The sequence below is a fragment of the Pseudomonas sp. GD03944 genome (genome assembly GCF_029839275.1).
In the GTDB taxonomy this organism is placed as follows: domain Bacteria; phylum Pseudomonadota; class Gammaproteobacteria; order Pseudomonadales; family Pseudomonadaceae; genus Aquipseudomonas.
This window is the reverse complement of record NZ_JAOCAH010000006.1, coordinates 99,986-118,175: the sequence shown is the minus strand read 5'-3', so window position 1 is coordinate 118,175 and position 18,190 is coordinate 99,986. Positions and strand designations below refer to the sequence as shown.

Here is an 18,190-nt window from a genome sequence, read left to right as displayed (position 1 = left end):
GAGAAATAGGCATGTTCGGGTCAGGCCAGCAGGACCGCGGCGAGTACCAGCACGGCACCCCCGGCGATCGACATGGCGTACCAGCGCAGTTGTCCGGTTTCGCTGCGGCTCAGCAGGCCGTTGCCGCTGCGCGCCAGGCGCGGGACAACGCCGATACCGCTGTCGATCGGGTCACGCCCGAGCAGGCGGCAGGCCAGCAGGTACGGCTGGACGAACAGCTTGTCGTAGAGCCAGTCGAAGCCCCAGGCGGCGAACCACCAGGCGCTGAGGAAGCGGCCCGGCGCGCTTTGCGCCACGGCGTTCACCACCCGACGTTTGCCCAGGTAGAGCAGGGCGGCCAGCAGGATACCGGCGATGGCGATGGCTCCCGAGGCGATTTCCAGGCTGTGCTTGGCGTCGCCACCGGCGTGGCCGACGCTCTGCGGCAGGACACCGGCCAGCGGCGGGGTGATCCAGGCGCCGACGAAGGTCGAGAGCACGATCAGCACGATCAGCGGCAGGTTGTGGGCGACGCCATGACCGGCATGGGCCTCGGTCTTCGCTTCGCCGTGGAAGGCGATGAAGATCAGGCGGAAGGTGTAGATCGAGGTCATGAACGCGCCCACCAGGCCGGCGTACAGCAGGCCGGTGTGACCACTGGCGAAGGCTTCCCAGAGGATCTCGTCCTTGGAGTAGAAGCCCGCGGTGACCAATGGCAGGGCCACCAGGGCCGAGCCGCCGACGATGAAGCTGGCGTAAGCCAACGGCAGCTTCTTCCACAGGCCGCCCATCTTGAAGATGTTCTGCTCGTGGTGGCAGGCGTTGATCACCGAGCCCGAGGCCAGGAACAGCAGGGCCTTGAAGAAGGCGTGGGTCATCAGGTGGAAGATCGCCGCGTCCCAGGCGCCGACGCCCAGGGCCAGGAACATGTAGCCGATCTGGCTCATGGTCGAGTAGGCGAGGATGCGCTTGATGTCGGTCTGCACCAGGGCCGCGAAACCGGCCAGGACCAGGGTCACGCCGCCGACGATGCCCACCAGTTCGAGGATTTCCGGGGTCAGCAGGAACAGGCCGTTGGTGCGGGCGATCAGGTAGACGCCCGCGGTGACCATGGTCGCCGCGTGGATCAGCGCCGACACCGGGGTCGGGCCGGCCATGGCGTCCGCCAGCCAGGTCTGCAGCGGCAACTGGGCGGATTTGCCCACCGCGCCGCCGAGCAGCATCAGGGTCGCCAGCCACAGCCAGGTGTCGCCGGCGGCGTATTTCTGCGGTGCCAGCACCATCAATTCCTGGATGTTCAGGGTGCCGAGGTTGAGGAACAGCAGGAACAGGCCGATCATCAGGAACACGTCGCCGATGCGGGTGACGATGAAGGCTTTCAGCGCCGCATTACCGTTGGGCACGTGCTTGTAATAGAAGCCGATCAGCAGGTACGAGCACAGGCCCACGCCTTCCCACCCGAAGAACAGGGTCATCAGGTTGTCGCCCAGCACCAGCAGCAACATGCTGAAGATGAACAGGTTGGTGTAGGACAGGAAGCGCGAGTAACCCTCTTCGCCGCGCATGTACCAGCTGGCGAACAGGTGGATCAGGAAGCCCACGCCGGTGACCACGCCGAGCATGGTCAGCGACAGCCCGTCCAGGTACAGGGTGAAGCTCGGCGCCAGGCCATCGACGCTCATCCACTGCCACAGGGTCTGGGTGTACACGCCACCCTCGGGCGCGGCGACGTTGAATTGCCAGATGATCAGGGCGGTGGTCAGGGCCGACAGGCCGACCGAGCCGACGCCGACCACGGCCGCTGCGGTTTCGCTCAGGCGGCCGCGGGTGAAGGCCAGGATGAACCAGCCGACCAGGGGGAACAGTAACGTCAGGAATAGGAAGTTCATCCGCGCATCTCGCTGGCAGCGTCGATATCGAGGGTGTTGAAGCGCCGGTACAGCTGCAGCAGGATCGCCAGGCCGATACTGGCCTCGGCGGCGGCGAGGGTGATCACCAGGATGAACATCACCTGGCCATCAGCCTGCGCCCAGCGGGCACCTGCCACCACGAACGCCAGGGCGGCGGCGTTCATCATCACTTCCAGGCTCATCAACACGAACAGGATGTTGCGTCGAACCATCAGGCCGACCAGTCCCAGGCTGAACAGCACGCCGGCCAGGGCCAGGCCGTGCTCCATCGGAATCGAACTCATGGCGTGGCATCCTTCGCGTCGTGGCGGCCGAGGTGGTAGGCGGAGACCAGTGCGCCCAGCAGCAGCATGGAGGCCAGCTCCACCGCCAGCAGGTACGGGCCGAACAGGCTGATCCCGACGGCCTTGGCGTCCACGGTTTCCTGGCCGATGACCGCCCCGCTGGGCGACACGAACAGCACGTAGAGCAGCTGGCCGAGCAGCAGGGCGCTGAGCAGCGCCGGGCCGAACCAGATACCGGGGGTCAGCCACTTCTTCTCCTGGTCCACGGCGGCGGGGCCGAGGTTGAGCATCATCACCACGAAGACGAACAGCACCATGATGGCGCCGGCGTAGACGATGATTTCCAGGGCGCCGGCAAAGGGCGCGCCCAGGCTGAAGAACACCATCGAGACCGCCAGCAGCGAGATGATGAGGTAGAGCAGCGCATGCACGGGGTTGCTGCTGATGATCACCCTGAGGGTGGCCATCACCGCGACGCCGGCAGAGAAATAGAAAGCGAATTCCATCGTGCGTCCTTAAGGAAGTAGGCCTTTAACGTTGATCGGCTCGGCTTCGTTCTGCGCGGCGCCTTTCGGCTTGCCGGCGATCGCCATGCCCGCAACGCGGTAGAAGTTGTAGTCCGGGTTCTTGCCCGGGCCGGAAATCAGCAGGTCCTCTTTCTCGTACACCAGGTCCTGGCGCTTGAATTCGCCCATTTCGAAATCCGGGGTGAGCTGGATCGCGGTGGTGGGGCAGGCTTCTTCGCAGAGACCGCAGAAGATGCAGCGCGAGAAGTTGATGCGGAAGAAATCCGGGTACCAGCGGCCGTCTTCGGTCTCGGCTTTCTGCAGCGAGATGCAGCCGACCGGGCAGGCCACGGCGCACAGGTTGCAGGCCACGCAGCGCTCTTCGCCGTCGGGGTCGCGGGTCAGCACGATGCGGCCACGGTAGCGCGGCGGCAGGTACACGGGTTCTTCCGGGTACTGCAGGGTGTCGCGCTTGCGGAAACCATGGCTGAAGACCATCACCAGGCTGCGCAGCTGGGTGTAGGTGCCGTGGATGACGTCGAAAATGTACTTGAACATGCTGCTACTCCTTACTGGGCCATGGCCAGCACGACGGCGCCGGTCACCAGCAGGTTGATCAGGGTCAGCGGCAAGCAGAACTTCCAGCTGAACGCCATGACCTGGTCATACCGCGGGCGCGGGATCGAGGCGCGCAGCAGGATGAAGATCATGATGAAGAAAGCGGTTTTCAGGGCGAACCAGATGAACGGGATCTGCGGCAGGATGCCGAACGGACCGTGCCAGCCGCCGAAGAACAGGGTCACCAGCAGGGCCGAGATGGTCACGATGCCGATGTACTCGCCGACGAAGAACATGCCCCATTTCATGCCGGCGTATTCGATGTGGTAGCCGTCGGCCAGTTCCTGTTCCGCTTCCGGCTGGTCGAACGGGTGACGGTGGGTCACGGCGACGCCGGCGATGAAGAAGGTACAGAAGCCGAAGAACTGCGGAATGATGAACCACAGGTTTTCCGCCTGGTAGTCCACGATGTCGCGCATGTTGAACGAGCCGACCTGGGCCACCACGCCCATCAGCGCCAGGGCCAGGAACACCTCGTAGGAGACGGTCTGGGCCGAGGCGCGCAGGGCACCGAGCAGCGCGAACTTGTTGTTGCTCGACCAGCCGGCGAACAGCACGGCGTAGACCGACAGGCCGGCCATGGCGAAGAAGAACAGGATGCCGATGTTCAGGTCCGCCACGCCCCAGGTCGGGGTGACCGGGATGATGGCGAAGGCGATGAGCATGGCGCTCATAGCGATCACCGGGGCCAGCATGAAGATCGCCTTGTCGGCGAACGGTGGCGTCCAGTCTTCCTTGAAGAACATCTTGATCATGTCCGCGGCGATCTGGAACATCCCGTAAGGGCCGACGCGGTTGGGGCCATGGCGATCCTGCCACCAGCCCAGCAGGCGGCGCTCGATGAAGCTGAGCAGCGCACCGGTGACCACCACGGCCAGCAGGATGACGATGGCCTTGAGGACCGCGACGATGATGTCGATCAGTTCGGGAGTCAGCCAGCTCATTGTGCGGCCTCCTGAACACCGGTCACTTCGGCGCCATTGAGCAGCGGCGGAATGCCCGGCAGACCGGCCGGCAGACCGACCAGACCAACCGCCAGCTCTTCACGTACCTGCAGCGGCAGGCGCAGGGCCTGGCCGTTGACGGTCAGGCTGAGCAGCGCGCCGTCGTTCACGCCCAGGCTGTCGGCGTGCTCCTTGGCCATGGCCACGTAAGGCTGCGGGATGCGCTCCTGCACCGGGGCGGCCAGGGCCGAGGTTTCCTCGCTGCCGAACAGGTGGTGCAGGGCCACCGCTTGCAGGGTGCCCTTGGCCGGGTTGAAGGCAGCAGGCACTTCGAACCAGGGCAGGGCAGTGCCGCGGTTTTCGATCAGGCGTACGCCAGGGTCGCCGGCACGCAGATGACCGCCCACTTCGTCCTGGAACTTGTTCCAGGCTTGCGGGGAGTTCCAGCCCGGGGACCAGGCGAACGGAATCTGCTGACGCGGTTCGGCGGAGCCGGCATAGCCTTCCATGGAGAAGGCGAAGGCCGAATCCTTGTCCTGCGGCTGGCGCGGCTCGTGCACGCTGATGTTGGCGCGCATGGCGGTACGGCCGCTGTAGCGGTGCGGCTCGCGGGCCAGTTTCAGGCCCTTGATGCGGAAGCTCGAGGACGGCGCGGCGTCGCGGATGCCAGCCAGGGCGGACACGCTGTCGGCGCAGGCCGAGGTGACCTGGTCCAGTTGCGTCCAGTCCACGGTCTTGTTCTCACGGGTGCTCTGCAGGGCATGCAGCCAGCGCCAGCTTTCACGGACCAGGTTGTTGCTGTCGTAGTAGGTCGGATCGAAGACCTGGAAGAAGCGCTGGGCGCGGCCTTCGAAGTTGACCAGGGTGCCATCGCCTTCGGCGAAGCTGGCGGCCGGCAGCAGCAGGTGGGCCTTGGCGGTGGTCGCGGTCTGCTGGTGGTCGACCACGATCACCAGCTTGGCGGCGGCCAGGGCGGCATCGACCTGGCTGGCAGCGGCGCGGCGGTACAGGTCGTTTTCCAGCACCACCACGGCATCGGCCTGGCCATTGGAGAGGGCGCTCAGGGCGGCGTCCAGGGACTGGGTGTGCAGGGCGTCGCCTTGCAGCAGGGCCATGCCCATGCTGTTGGCTTCCGGCACCACCAGGCTGATGGAGGCGTTCTTCTCGCGGTTCTTCAGGGCGTTGGCGATGTTCGCGGCGGCCTCGATCAGGGCCTTGCTGCCCAGGGAGGCACCGGACACCACCAGCGGACGCTTGGCGGCGAGCAGGGCGTCGGCGATGCGCTGCACCAGTTCGGCGGCGTCGCTTTCCAGGCCGCTGACGGCCGGGGCGCTCGGGTCGATGGCGTGGGCCACGGCGCAGCCCAGGCGGGCCAGGTCGTCCGGCGCGGCGTGCACGCATTCGGCGGCCACGTCATCCAGGCGGGTGGCGCTGACGCTGGCGATGAACAGCGGGTTGAGGGCGTTCTGGGCGACGTTCTGCACGGCCGCCATGTGCCAGTCCTGAATCTTCGCGTTGGCGGCGATTTCAGTGGCCTTGCCCTTGACCGACTGGCGCAGGGCCAGGGCCAGGCGGGCGGCGGTCTGGGTCAGGTCTTCGCCGAGGACGAACACCGCGTCGTGGCTTTCCACGTCGCGCAGGGTCGGGGTCGGCAGCGGGCCGTTCTGCAGCACGTCGCGGATCAGCTGGAGCAGTTCCAGTTCGCTGGCGGCCACACCGGTGTAGAAGTACTCGGCACCCACCAGTTCGCGCAGGGCGAAGTTGCTTTCCAGGCTGGCACGGGGCGAACCGATGCCGATCACCGTGCGCCCGTTGAGCAGCGCGGCGGCCTGGTCAAGGGCCGCGTCGAGGCCCATCTTCATCTTGCTCAGCATCATCATCGGCTGGCGCGGACGGTCTTCGCGGTTGACGTAGCCGTAGCCGAAGCGGCCGCGGTCGCACAGGAAGTACTGGTTCACCGAGCCGTTGAAGCGGTTCTCGATGCGGCGGATTTCGCCGTAGCGCTCACCGGGGCTGGTGTTGCAGCCGCTGGAGCAGCCGTGGCAGATGCTCGGGGCGAACTGCATGTCCCACTTGCGGTTGTAGCGCTCGGAGTGGGTCTTGTCGGTGAACACACCGGTCGGGCAGACCTCGACCAGGTTGCCGGAGAATTCGCTTTCCAGGGTGCCGTCTTCGACGCGGCCGAAGTACACGTTGTCGTGCGCGCCGTAGACGCCCAGGTCGGTGCCGCCGGCGTAGTCCTTGTAGTAGCGCACGCAGCGGTAGCAGGCGATGCAGCGGTTCATCTCGTGGGCGATGAACGGGCCGAGCTCCTGGTTCTGGTGGGTGCGCTTGCTGAAGCGGTAACGGCGGGTGTTGTGCCCGGTCATCACCGTCATGTCCTGCAGGTGGCAGTGACCGCCTTCCTCGCAGACCGGGCAGTCGTGCGGGTGGTTGGTCATCAGCCATTCGACGACGCTGGCGCGGAATTGCTTGGCCTCTTCGTCGTCGATGGAAATCCAGGTGTTGTCGGTGGCAGGCGTCATGCAGGACATGACGAGGCGACCGCGGGTGTCGTTCTCGTCGGTGTATTGCTTGACCGCGCATTGGCGGCAGGCGCCGACGCTACCGAGCGCCGGGTGCCAGCAGAAGTAGGGAATATCGAGGCCGAGGGACAGGCAGGCCTGTAACAGGTTGTCTGCGCCATCGACTTCGAGATCTTTGCCGTCTACGTGGATAGTGGCCATGGTCGAGTGTCTTCTTACCCGCCGAAGCGGACTTGGCTAATGGAATCACGGTGTGCCGCGGGGCCATACGGGTGGCCGCCGCGGCGCAAATTGTTCACGCCGGCGCGAATTGCCCCGGGGTCGCCGGAGCGCTCGTGCTGGCCACGCCAGCCTCGAACTCCGAGCGGAAATACTTGATGGCACTGCCCAGCGGCTCAACGGCACCTGGCGCGTGGGCGCAGAAGGTCTTGCCGGGGCCGAGGAAGTTGACCAGGCCGAGCAGGGTCTGGATGTCTTCCCGGGTGCCCTGGCCGCGCTCCAGGGCGCGCAGGATCTTCACGCTCCAGGGCAGGCCGTCACGGCAGGGGGTGCACCAGCCGCAGGACTCGCGGGCAAAGAACTCTTCCATGTTGCGCAGCAGCGAGACCATGTTGATGCTGTCGTCCACCGCCATGGCCAGGCCGGTGCCCATGCGGGTGCCGACCTTGCCGATGCCGCCGGCGTACATCTGGGCGTCGAGGTGCTCGGGCAGCAGGAAGCCGGTACCGGCGCCGCCGGGTTGCCAGCACTTGAGGCGATAACCATCGCGCATGCCACCGGCATAGTCTTCGAACAGTTCGCGGGCGGTGATGCCGAACGGCAGCTCCCACAGGCCCGGGTTCTTGACCTTGCCGGAGAAGCCCATCAGCTTGGTGCCGTGGTCTTCGCTGCCCGGGCGCGCCAGGGTCTTGTACCAGTCCACGCCGTTGCCGATGATCGACGGCACGTTGCACAGGGTTTCCACGTTGTTCACGCAGGTGGGCTTGCCCCAGACGCCGACGGCGGCCGGGAAGGGCGGCTTGGCGCGCGGGTTGGCGCGGCGACCTTCCAGGGAGTTGATCAGCGCGGTTTCTTCACCGCAGATGTAGCGGCCGGCACCGGTGTGCACGAATAGCTCGAAATCGAAGCCGCTGCCCAGGATGTTCTTGCCCAGCAGGCCGGCGGCCTTGGCTTCCTCGATGGCGCGGTTGAGATTGGTGGCGGCGTCGACGTACTCGCCACGCAGGAAGATGTAGCCGCGGTAGGCCTTGAGGGCGCGGGCGCTGATCAGCATGCCTTCCACCAGCAGGTGCGGCAGCTGCTCCATGAGCATGCGGTCCTTCCAGGTGTTGGGCTCCATTTCATCCGCGTTGCACAGCAGGTAGCGGATGTTCATGGATTCGTCGTTGGGCATCAGGCCCCACTTCACGCCGGTGGGGAAGCCCGCACCGCCGCGGCCCTTGAGGCCGGAATCCTTGACGGTCTGCACGATGTCGGCCTGGGCCATCTCGCTCAGGGCCTTGCGCGCAGCGGCGTAGCCGTTCTTCTGCTGGTATTCCTCGAGCCAGACCGGTTGCGCGTCGTCGCGCAGGCGCCAGGTCAGCGGGTGGGTTTCTTCGCTGCGGGCGATGCGGTTGGCCGGGCCGATGGAGGTCAGAGTCTTCATTCGTAGGCCTCCAGCAGGTCGGCAACGCCGTTGGGCTGCACGTCGCCGAAGGTGTCGTCGTCGATCATCAGCGCCGGGGCCTTGTCGCAGTTGCCCAGGCAGCACACCGGCAGCAGGGTGAAGCGACCGTCGCTGCTGGTCTGGCCGAGGCCGATGCCCAGTTGATCCTGGATAGTCGAGACCACCGATTCGTGGCCGCCGATGTAGCAGGTCATGCTGTCGCAGACACGGATGATGTGGCGACCCACCGGCTGGCGGAAGATCTGGCTGTAGAAGGTGGCCACGCCTTCGACGTCGCTGGCCGGAATGCCGAGGATCGCGCCGATGGCGTCAGCGGCGCCGTCCGGCACCCAGCCGCGTGCCTTCTGCACGATTTTCAGGGCTTCGATGGACGCCGCGCGCGGGTCCTCGTAGTGGTGCATTTCGTGCTCGATGGCCGAACGCTCGCTGTCGCTGAGTTCGAAGCGGTCGGTTTGAATCAGATGTGCCTGGCTCATGTCAGCGGTCCACGTCGGCCATAACGAAGTCGATACTGCCCAGATACGCGATCAGGTCGGCCACCATGCTGCCGCGGATCACCGAAGGGATCTGCTGCAGGTGCGGGAAGCTCGGCGTGCGGATGCGGGTGCGGTAGCTCATGGTGCTGCCGTCGCTCGTCAGGTAATAGCTGTTGATGCCCTTGGTCGCCTCGATCATCTGGAAGCTCTCGTTGGCCGGCATGACCGGGCCCCAGGAGACTTGCAGGAAGTGGGTGATCAGGGTCTCGATGTGCTGCAGCGTGCGCTCTTTCGGTGGCGGTGTGGTCAGCGGGTGGTCCGCCTTGTACGGGCCTTCCGGCATGTTGCGCAGGCACTGGTCGATGATGCGGATGCTCTGGCGCATCTCCTCGACACGGACCATGCAGCGGTCATAGGCATCGCCATTGACGGCCAGCGGAACTTCGAATTCGAAGTGCTGGTAGCCGGAGTACGGGCGCGCCTTGCGCAGGTCGAAATCGAGACCGGTGGAGCGCAGGCCGGCGCCGGTGACGCCCCATTCCAGCGCTTCCTTGGTGTTGTACTGGGCCACGCCGATGGTACGGCCACGCAGGATGCTGTTCTGCAGGGCAGCCTTCTCGTACTCGTCGAGGCGCTTGGGCAGCCAATCGACGAATTCCTTGACCAGCTTGTCCCAGCCGCGCGGCAGGTCGTGGGCCACGCCGCCGATGCGGTACCAGGCCGGGTGCAGGCGGAAGCCGGTGATGGCTTCGATAACCTTGTAGGCGCGCTGACGGTCGGTGAAGGTGAAGAACACCGGCGTCATGGCGCCGACGTCCTGGATGTAGGTACCGAGAAACAGCAGGTGGCTGGTGATACGGAAGAATTCCGCCATCATCACCCGGATGAAGTCGACGCGGTCCGGCACGGTGATGCCGGCCAGCTTCTCTACCGAGAGCACGTACGGCAGGTTGTTCATCACCCCGCCAAGGTAGTCGATACGGTCGGTGTAGGGGATGTAGCTGTGCCAGGACTGGCGCTCGGCCATTTTCTCGGCACCGCGGTGGTGGTAACCGACTTCCGGCACGCAATCGACGATCTCTTCACCATCGAGCTGCAGGATGATACGAAACGCACCGTGGGCGGACGGGTGGTTCGGACCGAGGTTGAGGAACATGTAGTCCTCGTGCTCGCTGCCGCGTTTCATGCCCCAGTCTTCGGGCTTGAAGCGAGCGGCTTCTTCTTCGAGCTGCTGCTTGGCCAGGGTCAGGGTATACGGGTCGAATTCGGTGGCGCGCGCCGGGTAGTCCTTGCGCAGCGGGTGACCTTCCCAGGTCGGCGGCATCATGATGCGGCTCAGGTGTGGGTGGCCGGTGAAGTGGATGCCGTACATGTCCCAGACTTCGCGCTCGTACCAGTTGGCGTTCGGCCAGATGGACGTCACGGAAGGCAGGTTGAGGTCGCCCTCGCTGAGGGCCACCTTGATCATCACGTCGCTGTTACGGGCGATCGACATCAGGTGGTAGAACACCGTGAAGTCGGCACCTGGCAGGCCCCGGCGGTGCGTACGCAGGCGCTCGTCGACGCCGTGCAGGTCGTACAGCATGACGTAGGGGCGGGGCAGGTTGCGCAGGAAGCTCAGGACTTCGACGAGTTTCTCACGGGCCACCCAGATCACCGGCATGCCGGTGCGGGTGGGCTGGATCGTCAGGCTCTCGGCGCCAAAGCGGGCATTGAGTTCGGCGACGACGTCTTGGTCGTCGGCCTTGTACGGCGGAATAGACAGAACGGTGTCTGCAGTCATGGTCTCGGTCGCTATCGGTCAACGTAGAGAATGAATCGGGCCTTCTTGTGGAAGGGTGGGACTCAGACTTCGTCAGGGCTGCGCAGGTTAGTGACAGCAATACGCTGTTCACGGCGCTGTTCCTTTTGCGAAGGCATTTCGGCGCGGTAGACGCCTTGGTCGCCAACGACCCAGGACAACGGACGACGCTCCTGGCCGATGGACTCCTGCAAGAGCATCAGGCCCTGCAGGAATGCTTCGGGGCGGGGCGGGCAGCCGGGTATGTAGACGTCCACGGGGAGGAACTTGTCCACGCCCTGAACGACCGAGTAAATATCGTACATGCCACCGGAATTGGCGCACGAGCCCATGGAAATGACCCATTTGGGTTCCAGCATCTGCTCATAGAGGCGCTGGATGATCGGCGCCATCTTGATGAAGCAGGTGCCGGCAATCACCATGAAGTCGGCCTGGCGAGGTGAGGCCCGAATGACCTCTGCGCCAAAGCGGGCGATATCGTGGGGAGCCGTGAAGGCGGTGGTCATCTCCACGTAGCAGCAGGACAGGCCGAAGTTGTACGGCCAGAGGGAATTCTTGCGCCCCCAGTTGACGGCCCCGTTAAGCACGTCTTCCAGCTTGCCCATGTAGATGTTCTTGTGGACCTGATCCTCTAGCAGCGGGTCGGAAACGACCTCCCGCTGACCGATCGGGTACTGCTCATTGGCAGCATCCGGGTCGACCCGAGTAAGTTTGTATTGCATCGCCAAAGCCTCATTGTTTTAGCTTCGCCTGCCGCTCACGACGTCCTTCGGGAGCCCAATCGAGCGCCCCGATACGCCAAAGGTAGACAAGACCTGCCAACAGAATTGCTATAAAAACGGTAGCTTCGATAAAGCCGGCCCAGCCGCTTTCGCGAACGGATACGGCCCAGGCGAAAAGATAGAGGGCTTCGACGTCGAAGATCACGAAGAGCATCGCGACCAGATAGAATTTGGCGGACAAGCGCAGGCGGGCGTTGCCGGTGGGGAGCATCCCGGATTCGAACGGTTCGTTCTTGCTGCGGCCCCAGGCCTTGCTGCCAAGCAGGCTGGAGACGCCCATCATGAAGCCGCAGAGGCCGATGACCCCAAGCAGAAAAACGGCCAAGGCCCAGTTGTGGGACAGGATGGTACTGGCTTCCGACATGCCGGAACTCCTCAATACAAGGAACGGCGTTCACTCGCGGTTAAAAGTCATGTTGCCCGGCAACCTGCAGTTGCCCTGCATTTATCGGGTAATTTTATGCCCGATTCGACCTGTAAGTAAATTTTTCAGATTAAAAAATTAACTGATAGGTCGAGTTCTCTGCGGCGGATTGCCGCAACCCCTAGTCGCGCAAGGCTTTCGTCTAAATCGCTGTTTACGGGAAAAATACGGGCGAGGCCTTTTGCCTTCATGTATTGATAGTTGTTCTCATTTAATTGTTCGTTATTTGATCGCGCCGGTTCGACGAACTCACGGCGTTGTTCAGTGACTGTGCAGTACTGTTCAAGTTGCAAATAACCGAGGCTGATTACCGCGCAACTGATTATGCGCAAATCGTCGGTGCGTCGGATTGTTGAGCCCGTGACCTTGTACTAGCGTGCAGGAAGCGCCCTTCGTGGCGTTGCCCTGTTTTCCGCCTGGAACGGGTCTGCGTGGTTGCCCCTGCCTGTGGCATGTCGACCCTTCATAGAACAATAAATGAGGGAATCGCCATGCGTGTCGTCCGCTCCTCGTTGTGTGCCCTGTTGCTGTTGCCCGCCCTGAACGTTCAGGCGGAGCAGGGTGATTACAATTTCTGGCAGACCATGAGCAATCTGGTGTCGCCGCCGCCCGCCGACAGCAAGGTCACGCCGGCCCAGCGGCTCGGGCCGTATCCGCTGCTGGCCAACCCGGCCGGGTTCAATAGCGGCTTCAAGCCCGGCAACTACTACGCCTGGCAGACCGTGCAACTGGCGCCGCAGACCGGCGCGGTGTGCGGCAACGGCTCGCCTTACAAGTTCTTCGTCAACCGCGTGCCCAATACGCGCAACACCATCGTTTATCTGGAGGGCGGTGGCGCCTGCTGGGATTACGCGAGCTGCACCGGGCAAAGCGGCATCCGCGGCGCGCGCAACCCGGACGGCATCCCCAATGACTACATGAGCCTGCTCAACCCAGGGGCGAGCCTCGTCAGCCCGTTCGTCGTGCGCCTGCACCCCTGGACCCGGGTCAAGACCCAGAACTGGAACATGGTCTACGTGCCGTATTGCACCGGTGACATCTATTCCGGTGACCGCGTCGCCGTGTACCAGGACCCGCAGAGCCAGCAGGAGCCGCTGATCTGGCACCACAACGGCATGCGCAACATGCGGGCCGTGGTCGGCTGGCTGAAGGACAACCTGCCGCGGCCGACGCAGATGCTGACCACGGGCTGCAGCGCCGGCGGGGCCGGGGCCCTGACCAGTTATGGTCCGACCCGTCAGGACATCGCGCCCACGCGCAGCTTCCTGATCAACGACTCGGGCCCTGTATTCACCGCCATGGTGGGCGGCTCGAGTGCCACCTATCCATCCCTGCCGCTGCAGACCTTCATTCGCAATGCCTGGGGCCTGGACGAAGGACCGCTGCCGTTCCTGCAATCCCGCGTCCCGGGGCTGAACCTGAACAACCTGGGCACCCTGTACCCGGCGCTGTCCAGCAACCTGCCGGCCGACCGCATGGGGCACACGCATTTCTGGAAGGACCTGAACTACTCGTCGTATTCCTACGAGCGGTTCTACCCGGAGATCGCCAATGCGCCTGACCAGGCGACCAAGGAAGCGCTGATTCACGCCAAGTGGGACGTGGACACCGGCCGCCTGCGCGATGAGCTGGCCAACCTGCCGAATGTCGGGGGCTATTTCCCGCAGTACCGCGCGGTCAACGAAAGCCATTGCACGAGCATCATCGAATTCGCCAATGCCGATATCCAGGAGCAGAACCTGCAGCTGGATGACTTCGTCAACAACGTGCTCGAAGGCAACGGTCCGGTCATCGATGCATCGGAGCTGAGCGACACGGCGGATCGCAACAAGCCGTTCAACCTGCTGTATTTTGCGCTCGATCAGTTGCTCTGAGTCCTACTGGTAGGCGCGTTCGCGCGCCTCCTGCAGGCGTTGCCGCAGGTACTGGTCACGGCTGAGGCCGTCGGGAACGCTGTCCGCCGCCATGACCTCGCTGACGATGCGTTTCTCGTCTTCCTTGTACTGCAGAAAGCGCTCGTCAGGCTGTGTCATGGCCTGGCGGGCGGCGGTGCGGGCCTGGTAACGCTCCACCAGGGCGGCGGCCTGGGCTTTCTGCGTGGTTTCGTCGCTCACCGTGGCCTGGATCAGGCCGAGTTGCAGCAGCAGGGCTTCGCTCGAAGCCAGTTCGTTGCGCTGTTCGTAACGCTCGATGTCGGCGCGCAGTGCGTCGGCCTGCCGGTTGCGTTCGGATTCGGACAGGCTGTGGGCGTCGGCGAAGAAGGTGCGGTAGGCGGCATGAAACAGCAGGCGCTGTTCCTGTTCCTTGATTTGCGGTGCCAGCAACAACTGCTGTTGCTGGGCGGGGTTGGTCGGCGCCGTGTCCGGCGACGGTGCGTCGGCATCGGCCTGGGGTGCCGGCACGGCTGGCGCAGCGGGGGAATCCGGCTGCTGCCAGTAGACCGTGGCGGTGGCGCTGATCAATGCCAGCGCGCCCATCGCGAGATAGAAACGTCCGTTCACCTGACTCTCCCATCCTTCGGTGTGATGCCTCGCAGTCTAGTCCATGAGGGATTGTGAGGGGCGACGAGGGCGCCCGGCGCGTTCGAGCCCCAAAGAAAAAGCCCCGGCATCGCTGCCGGGGCTTTTTTACACCTTATCCGCCCGCATTCGTGGTTTGGGCGAATGAGCCGGTTCCACTCAGTGGAACTGGTTCATGGTGTTGTCTTTGCCGCTTGCCTTCAGAGCCGCTTCGCCAGCGAAGTACTCTTTGTGGTTGTCGCCGATGTCCGAGCCCGCCATGTTCTGGTGCTTGACGCAGGCGATGCCCTGGCGCAGTTCCTGACGCTGTACGCCCTTGACGTAGGCCAGCATGCCCTGGTCGGCGAAGTACCCTTTGGCCAGGTTGTCGGTGGACAGCGCGGCGGTGTGGTAGGTCGGCAGGGTGATCAGGTGGTGGAAGATACCGGCATGGGCCGAACCGTCACGCTGGAAGGTGCGGATCTTCTCATCGGCAACCTGGGCCAGTTCGGTCTCGTCGTACTCGACGCTCATCAGCTTGGCGCGGTCGTAGGAGGACACGTCCTTGCCTTCGGCGACGAATGCATCGAACACCTGCTGGCGGAAGTTCAGGGTCCAGTTGAACGACGGGCTGTTGTTGTACACCAGCTTGGCGTTCGGGATGACCTGACGGATGCGGTCGACCATGGCCTTGATCTGGCCAACGTGCGGCTTCTCGGTTTCGATCCACAGCAGGTCGGCGCCGTTCTGCAGCGAGGTCACGCAGTCCAGGACGCAGCGGTCTTCACCGGTGCCGGCACGGAACTGGAACAGGTTGGACGGCAGGCGCTTCGGACGCAACAGCTTGCCACCGCGGTTCAGCACCACGTCGCCGTTGGCCAGGTCGGCAGCGGAGACTTCTTCGCAATCCAGGAAGGAGTTGTACTGGTCGCCCAGGTCACCCGGCTGCTTGGTCACGGCGATCTGCTTGGTCAGGCCGGCACCCAGGGAGTCGGTACGGGCAACGATCACACCGTCGTCAACGCCCAGCTCGAGGAAGGCGTAGCGCACGGCGTTGATCTTGGCCAGGAAGTCCTCGTGGGGAACGGTCACCTTGCCGTCCTGGTGGCCGCACTGCTTCTCGTCGGACACCTGGTTTTCGATCTGGATGCAGCACGCACCGGCTTCGATCATCTTCTTGGCGAGCAGGTAGGTGGCTTCCGGGTTGCCGAAACCGGCGTCGATGTCGGCGATGATTGGCACGACGTGGGTTTCGTAGTTGTCGATCTGCGCTTGCAGCTCGGCTTCCTTGGCCTTGTCACCGGCGGCGCGGGCGGCGTCGACAGCGGTGAACAGCAGGTCCAGTTCGCGGGCGTCAGCCTGGCGCAGGAAGGTGTACAGCTCTTCGATCAGGCCGGAAACGGCGGTCTTCTCGTGCATGGACTGGTCCGGCAGCGGACCGAAGTCGGAGCGCAGGGCGGCGACCATCCAGCCGGAAAGGTAGAGGTAGCGCTTGTTGGTGGTCTTGAGGTGCTTCTTGATCGAGATCAGCTTCTGCTGACCGATGAAGCCGTGCCAGCAACCCAGCGACTGGGTGTAGACGGATGCGTCGGCGTCGTACTCGGCCATGTCCTTGCGCATGATGGCCGCGGTGTACTTGGCGATGTCCAGGCCGGTCTTGAAACGGTTCTGAGCGCGCATGCGAGCCACGGATTCCGGGTTGATGGCGCTCCAGCTGCTGCCGAACGTCTCTTTCAGAGCGGCGACTGCCTTGATGTCGTTTTGATAAGCGGACATGGTCAATCCTTCAATGTATGTGTGTGGTTGAGCACCGACTTTCCCACTCGGAACCTGCTTTCGAAGGTCGTGGTTGCGGGGAACACATAGCGATACGGGAGAAAGAGACCAGGGCGCAGTCGCGGCCGGAGGAGGGGTGACGAGACGTACAGGGCCTCGGGGCAGTGTGGTGGTCGGCGGCGTGATTGAAGCCGCTGGACGACACGACAGGCTGCGACGATTGGCTGTGACGTTAAAACGCTTCCCCGTCCCTCAGGACAACTTCGTTCCAGTCGCAATCTCGTCGAACTGCCTTGTGGGCCTTGCAACACGAATCGGCTCTGACGGTAAGTTGGAGCGCGACCCGGAGGCCCTTTCCAGGGCCCCTGATTAGCGGGAGCGAGGCCATCATGCCTCTGGGAAAAGGGTTCGTCAAACGTTTTGTAGTGCTTTTTTGCGACTACTACATAAGTCTGGCGACGACCGGTTGGTCAGCCCGGGCGGTCACTGATTGACCACATCGACCTTGACCCGCAAGGTCATGTCGTCGCGACCGCGGGTGGAATGGCGCTGCAGTACGTCACGCTGTTCGGAGAGGTTTTCGCCGCTGACGCCGCCGATGCTGATCCATTCGCCGACCCGGCCGCTGACGCGGGTGTCGGTGCTCTGGACATCGATCACGCCGGGTTGGTAGGCGTTGACGCGGTCGCGGTTGCTGCTGATGGAAATATGCACGATGTCGCCGCTGAGGCTGGCGGTGACGTAGAAGCCGCGGGTGACATCGCGGTACTGGGTGTTGTTGTAGACCTGGCCGTACGGGCCGCGCTCGGTGGTGGTGATCGGCACGCTCTGGCCCACCTGGATCAGCGCGGGGTAGCCCTCGGTGGCCTGCACCTGCTGGGTGCCGCCGCCCCGGCTGTCGGTGCTGCGACGGATGATGCGCACCTGGTCGCGGCCATTGACCTCGCCACGGCCGACCTGCACCTCGGCATCGCCGGCGCTGATGGTGCCGTCGGCCCGGTAGCCGCGGTCGGTCTGGTAGCTCGATTCGGAGCTGTCGACGCTGATCAGCAGGCGACGCGGCTCGGTGTCCAGCTGCTCGAGTACCTGGCGCACTTCCCGGATCTTCTCGGGGGAGGCGTTGACCACCAGCTGGTTGCCGTAGGGGCTGACGCGCCCGTCGTTGCCGAGGATCGACTGGATCACCGGCATGACGTCTTCGGCGCTGCGGTAGTTCAGCGGGATGACCTCGGTGGCGGCACTCAGCACCTGGCTGATGCTCAACAATCCGGCGGACAGCAGCAGGCGGATTTTCATAGCAGGAAGCTCCGTAGGTCGGGGTCGGTGACGCTGGTGTCCCAGGCCTGGTCGAACTGGGCCTGGCGCAGGCGCACGCGGCCGGGGTCCTGGTACAGGGCGTAGCCGGCGGTCAGCTCCGGCTCCGGGCGCATCAGCAGGCCACGGTCGTCGGCGATGAGGTAGGTGACGTCCTCGGTCGGGTAGTCCGGGTGCAGCTTGCGGATGTGCAGGTTGCTGGAGAGACGACGCGAGAGGGTCACCAGCCGGTGGCCTTCGCGGATCGCCCGGGCCACGTCCTTGACCAGGATGCGCAGGCGGTTGCGCGGGTTGGCCAGCAGAAAGGTGGTGCAGGCGTCCTGGATGCTGCTGTGGTGATACAGCCAGGGTTCCAGGTCGTGGGTGTAGATGCACAGGCTGTGGCGTGCCTGCTGGAGCAGGGCGAGCGCATGGGCGCGGGCCTGTTCGGGGTGTTCGAAACGTTCCAGCGCGGTGTGCGCGCCGAGCACGAACGGGGCCGGTTCGGCCTGTTCGATGTCGGGGGTAATGGCGGGCGGGTTATGGACGGTGAAGCGCCCGGGCGACTGGAACTCGATGGCGGGAAGGTCCACCGGCTCGCGGTTGTCGGGTGCATCCGGCGAGGTGTTTTCGTCCGTCATGGCGCTCTCTCGATCCGATGGTGGTCAGCACCCTGGGCTGCTGGCGTCGCGTGCCTGCTGCTGCATG

The 18,190-nt window shown here is 64.2% G+C and carries 16 protein-coding genes; 1 reads left to right on the top strand and 15 read right to left on the bottom strand.

Annotated elements, in window-relative coordinates; translation table 11 throughout:
* Positions 1 to 20: 20 nt before the first annotated feature.
* The 11 genes from nuoL to N5C28_RS11645 all read right to left on the bottom strand — a co-directional run bounded on the left by nuoL (position 21) and on the right by N5C28_RS11645 (position 11,855).
* Positions 21 to 1,868 (bottom strand): NADH-quinone oxidoreductase subunit L, encoded by a 1,848-nt coding sequence (gene nuoL, locus N5C28_RS11695; RefSeq protein WP_279822451.1) that lies wholly within the window; start codon positions 1,866 to 1,868, stop codon positions 21 to 23.
* Positions 1,865 to 2,173 carry an NADH-quinone oxidoreductase subunit NuoK gene (gene nuoK, locus N5C28_RS11690; protein ID WP_279822449.1) on the bottom strand — a complete coding sequence of 103 codons (309 nt, stop codon included), beginning with the start codon at positions 2,171 to 2,173 and terminating at the stop codon, positions 1,865 to 1,867. Before nuoK ends, nuoL begins: the two co-directional genes overlap by 4 nt.
* Positions 2,170 to 2,679: an NADH-quinone oxidoreductase subunit J gene (nuoJ, locus tag N5C28_RS11685; protein WP_279822447.1), complete on the bottom strand. Its 510-nt coding sequence runs from the start codon at positions 2,677 to 2,679 to the stop codon at positions 2,170 to 2,172. Before nuoJ ends, nuoK begins: the two co-directional genes overlap by 4 nt.
* A 9-nt stretch (positions 2,680 to 2,688) precedes the next feature.
* Complete coding sequence (gene nuoI, locus N5C28_RS11680; RefSeq protein ID WP_279822445.1) at positions 2,689 to 3,237, bottom strand: NADH-quinone oxidoreductase subunit NuoI; 549 nt, start codon at positions 3,235 to 3,237, stop codon at positions 2,689 to 2,691.
* A gap of 11 nt (positions 3,238 to 3,248) precedes the next feature.
* On the bottom strand, positions 3,249 to 4,241 hold the full coding sequence (nuoH, locus tag N5C28_RS11675; protein ID WP_279822442.1) for an NADH-quinone oxidoreductase subunit NuoH: 993 nt from the start codon (positions 4,239 to 4,241) through the stop codon (positions 3,249 to 3,251).
* Entirely contained in the window at positions 4,238 to 6,967 is a 2,730-nt protein-coding gene (gene nuoG / locus N5C28_RS11670) for an NADH-quinone oxidoreductase subunit NuoG (RefSeq protein WP_279822440.1), read from the bottom strand. Before nuoG ends, nuoH begins: the two co-directional genes overlap by 4 nt.
* A 94-nt stretch (positions 6,968 to 7,061) precedes the next feature.
* On the bottom strand, positions 7,062 to 8,411 hold the full coding sequence (gene nuoF, locus N5C28_RS11665) for an NADH-quinone oxidoreductase subunit NuoF (protein ID WP_279822439.1): 1,350 nt from the start codon (positions 8,409 to 8,411) through the stop codon (positions 7,062 to 7,064).
* Positions 8,408 to 8,908 (bottom strand): NADH-quinone oxidoreductase subunit NuoE, encoded by a 501-nt coding sequence (gene nuoE / locus N5C28_RS11660; protein ID WP_279822436.1) that lies wholly within the window; start codon positions 8,906 to 8,908, stop codon positions 8,408 to 8,410. The genes nuoF and nuoE overlap by 4 nt, the downstream gene beginning before the upstream one ends.
* A gap of 1 nt (position 8,909) precedes the next feature.
* Positions 8,910 to 10,691 carry an NADH-quinone oxidoreductase subunit C/D gene (gene nuoC / locus N5C28_RS11655; RefSeq protein WP_279822435.1) on the bottom strand — a complete coding sequence of 594 codons (1,782 nt, stop codon included), beginning with the start codon at positions 10,689 to 10,691 and terminating at the stop codon, positions 8,910 to 8,912.
* 62 nt (positions 10,692 to 10,753) lie between these two features.
* Entirely contained in the window at positions 10,754 to 11,431 is a 678-nt protein-coding gene (locus N5C28_RS11650) for an NADH-quinone oxidoreductase subunit B (protein ID WP_279822433.1), read from the bottom strand.
* 10 nt (positions 11,432 to 11,441) lie between these two features.
* The gene (locus N5C28_RS11645) at positions 11,442 to 11,855 is read right to left on the bottom strand and encodes an NADH-quinone oxidoreductase subunit A (RefSeq protein ID WP_279822432.1); all 414 of its coding nucleotides are present in this window, start codon (positions 11,853 to 11,855) and stop codon (positions 11,442 to 11,444) included.
* Between the two features lie 551 nt (positions 11,856 to 12,406).
* Here N5C28_RS11645 and N5C28_RS11640 point away from each other — a divergent pair.
* Positions 12,407 to 13,789 carry a pectin acetylesterase-family hydrolase gene (locus N5C28_RS11640; RefSeq protein WP_279822431.1) on the top strand — a complete coding sequence of 461 codons (1,383 nt, stop codon included), beginning with the start codon at positions 12,407 to 12,409 and terminating at the stop codon, positions 13,787 to 13,789.
* Between the two features lie 3 nt (positions 13,790 to 13,792).
* Here the strand turns inward: N5C28_RS11640 and N5C28_RS11635 are convergent, their stop codons facing one another.
* From N5C28_RS11635 to N5C28_RS11620, 4 genes are all read right to left on the bottom strand, one after another.
* A complete protein-coding gene (locus N5C28_RS11635) occupies positions 13,793 to 14,416 on the bottom strand; it encodes a hypothetical protein (protein WP_279822430.1) in 624 nt (207 codons plus the stop codon).
* A gap of 177 nt (positions 14,417 to 14,593) precedes the next feature.
* Positions 14,594 to 16,189, bottom strand: coding sequence for an isocitrate lyase (locus N5C28_RS11630; RefSeq protein ID WP_279822429.1), 1,596 nt, complete (start codon positions 16,187 to 16,189; stop codon positions 14,594 to 14,596).
* Between the two features lie 483 nt (positions 16,190 to 16,672).
* Positions 16,673 to 17,485 carry a secretin N-terminal domain-containing protein gene (locus N5C28_RS11625; RefSeq protein ID WP_279822428.1) on the bottom strand — a complete coding sequence of 271 codons (813 nt, stop codon included), beginning with the start codon at positions 17,483 to 17,485 and terminating at the stop codon, positions 16,673 to 16,675.
* Complete coding sequence (locus tag N5C28_RS11620) at positions 17,482 to 18,123, bottom strand: histone acetyltransferase HPA2 (protein WP_279822427.1); 642 nt, start codon at positions 18,121 to 18,123, stop codon at positions 17,482 to 17,484. The genes N5C28_RS11625 and N5C28_RS11620 overlap by 4 nt, the downstream gene beginning before the upstream one ends.
* Between the last annotated feature and the right edge of the window lie 67 nt (positions 18,124 to 18,190).

Coding starts and splice junctions, on each gene's coding strand:
- nuoJ (WP_279822447.1), bottom strand. CDS start 2,679: ATGGAATTCGCTTTCTATTTCTCTGCCGGCGTCGCGGTGATGGCCACC.
- nuoI (WP_279822445.1), bottom strand. CDS start 3,237: ATGTTCAAGTACATTTTCGACGTCATCCACGGCACCTACACCCAGCTG.
- N5C28_RS11645 (WP_279822432.1), bottom strand. CDS start 11,855: ATGTCGGAAGCCAGTACCATCCTGTCCCACAACTGGGCCTTGGCCGTT.
- nuoK (WP_279822449.1), bottom strand. CDS start 2,173: ATGAGTTCGATTCCGATGGAGCACGGCCTGGCCCTGGCCGGCGTGCTG.
- nuoF (WP_279822439.1), bottom strand. CDS start 8,411: ATGAAGACTCTGACCTCCATCGGCCCGGCCAACCGCATCGCCCGCAGC.
- N5C28_RS11640 (WP_279822431.1), top strand. CDS start 12,407: ATGCGTGTCGTCCGCTCCTCGTTGTGTGCCCTGTTGCTGTTGCCCGCC.
- nuoC (WP_279822435.1), bottom strand. CDS start 10,691: ATGACTGCAGACACCGTTCTGTCTATTCCGCCGTACAAGGCCGACGAC.
- nuoL (WP_279822451.1), bottom strand. CDS start 1,868: ATGAACTTCCTATTCCTGACGTTACTGTTCCCCCTGGTCGGCTGGTTC.
- nuoE (WP_279822436.1), bottom strand. CDS start 8,908: ATGAGCCAGGCACATCTGATTCAAACCGACCGCTTCGAACTCAGCGAC.
- N5C28_RS11620 (WP_279822427.1), bottom strand. CDS start 18,123: ATGACGGACGAAAACACCTCGCCGGATGCACCCGACAACCGCGAGCCG.
- nuoH (WP_279822442.1), bottom strand. CDS start 4,241: ATGAGCTGGCTGACTCCCGAACTGATCGACATCATCGTCGCGGTCCTC.
- N5C28_RS11630 (WP_279822429.1), bottom strand. CDS start 16,189: ATGTCCGCTTATCAAAACGACATCAAGGCAGTCGCCGCTCTGAAAGAG.
- N5C28_RS11650 (WP_279822433.1), bottom strand. CDS start 11,431: ATGCAATACAAACTTACTCGGGTCGACCCGGATGCTGCCAATGAGCAG.
- nuoG (WP_279822440.1), bottom strand. CDS start 6,967: ATGGCCACTATCCACGTAGACGGCAAAGATCTCGAAGTCGATGGCGCA.
- N5C28_RS11625 (WP_279822428.1), bottom strand. CDS start 17,485: ATGAAAATCCGCCTGCTGCTGTCCGCCGGATTGTTGAGCATCAGCCAG.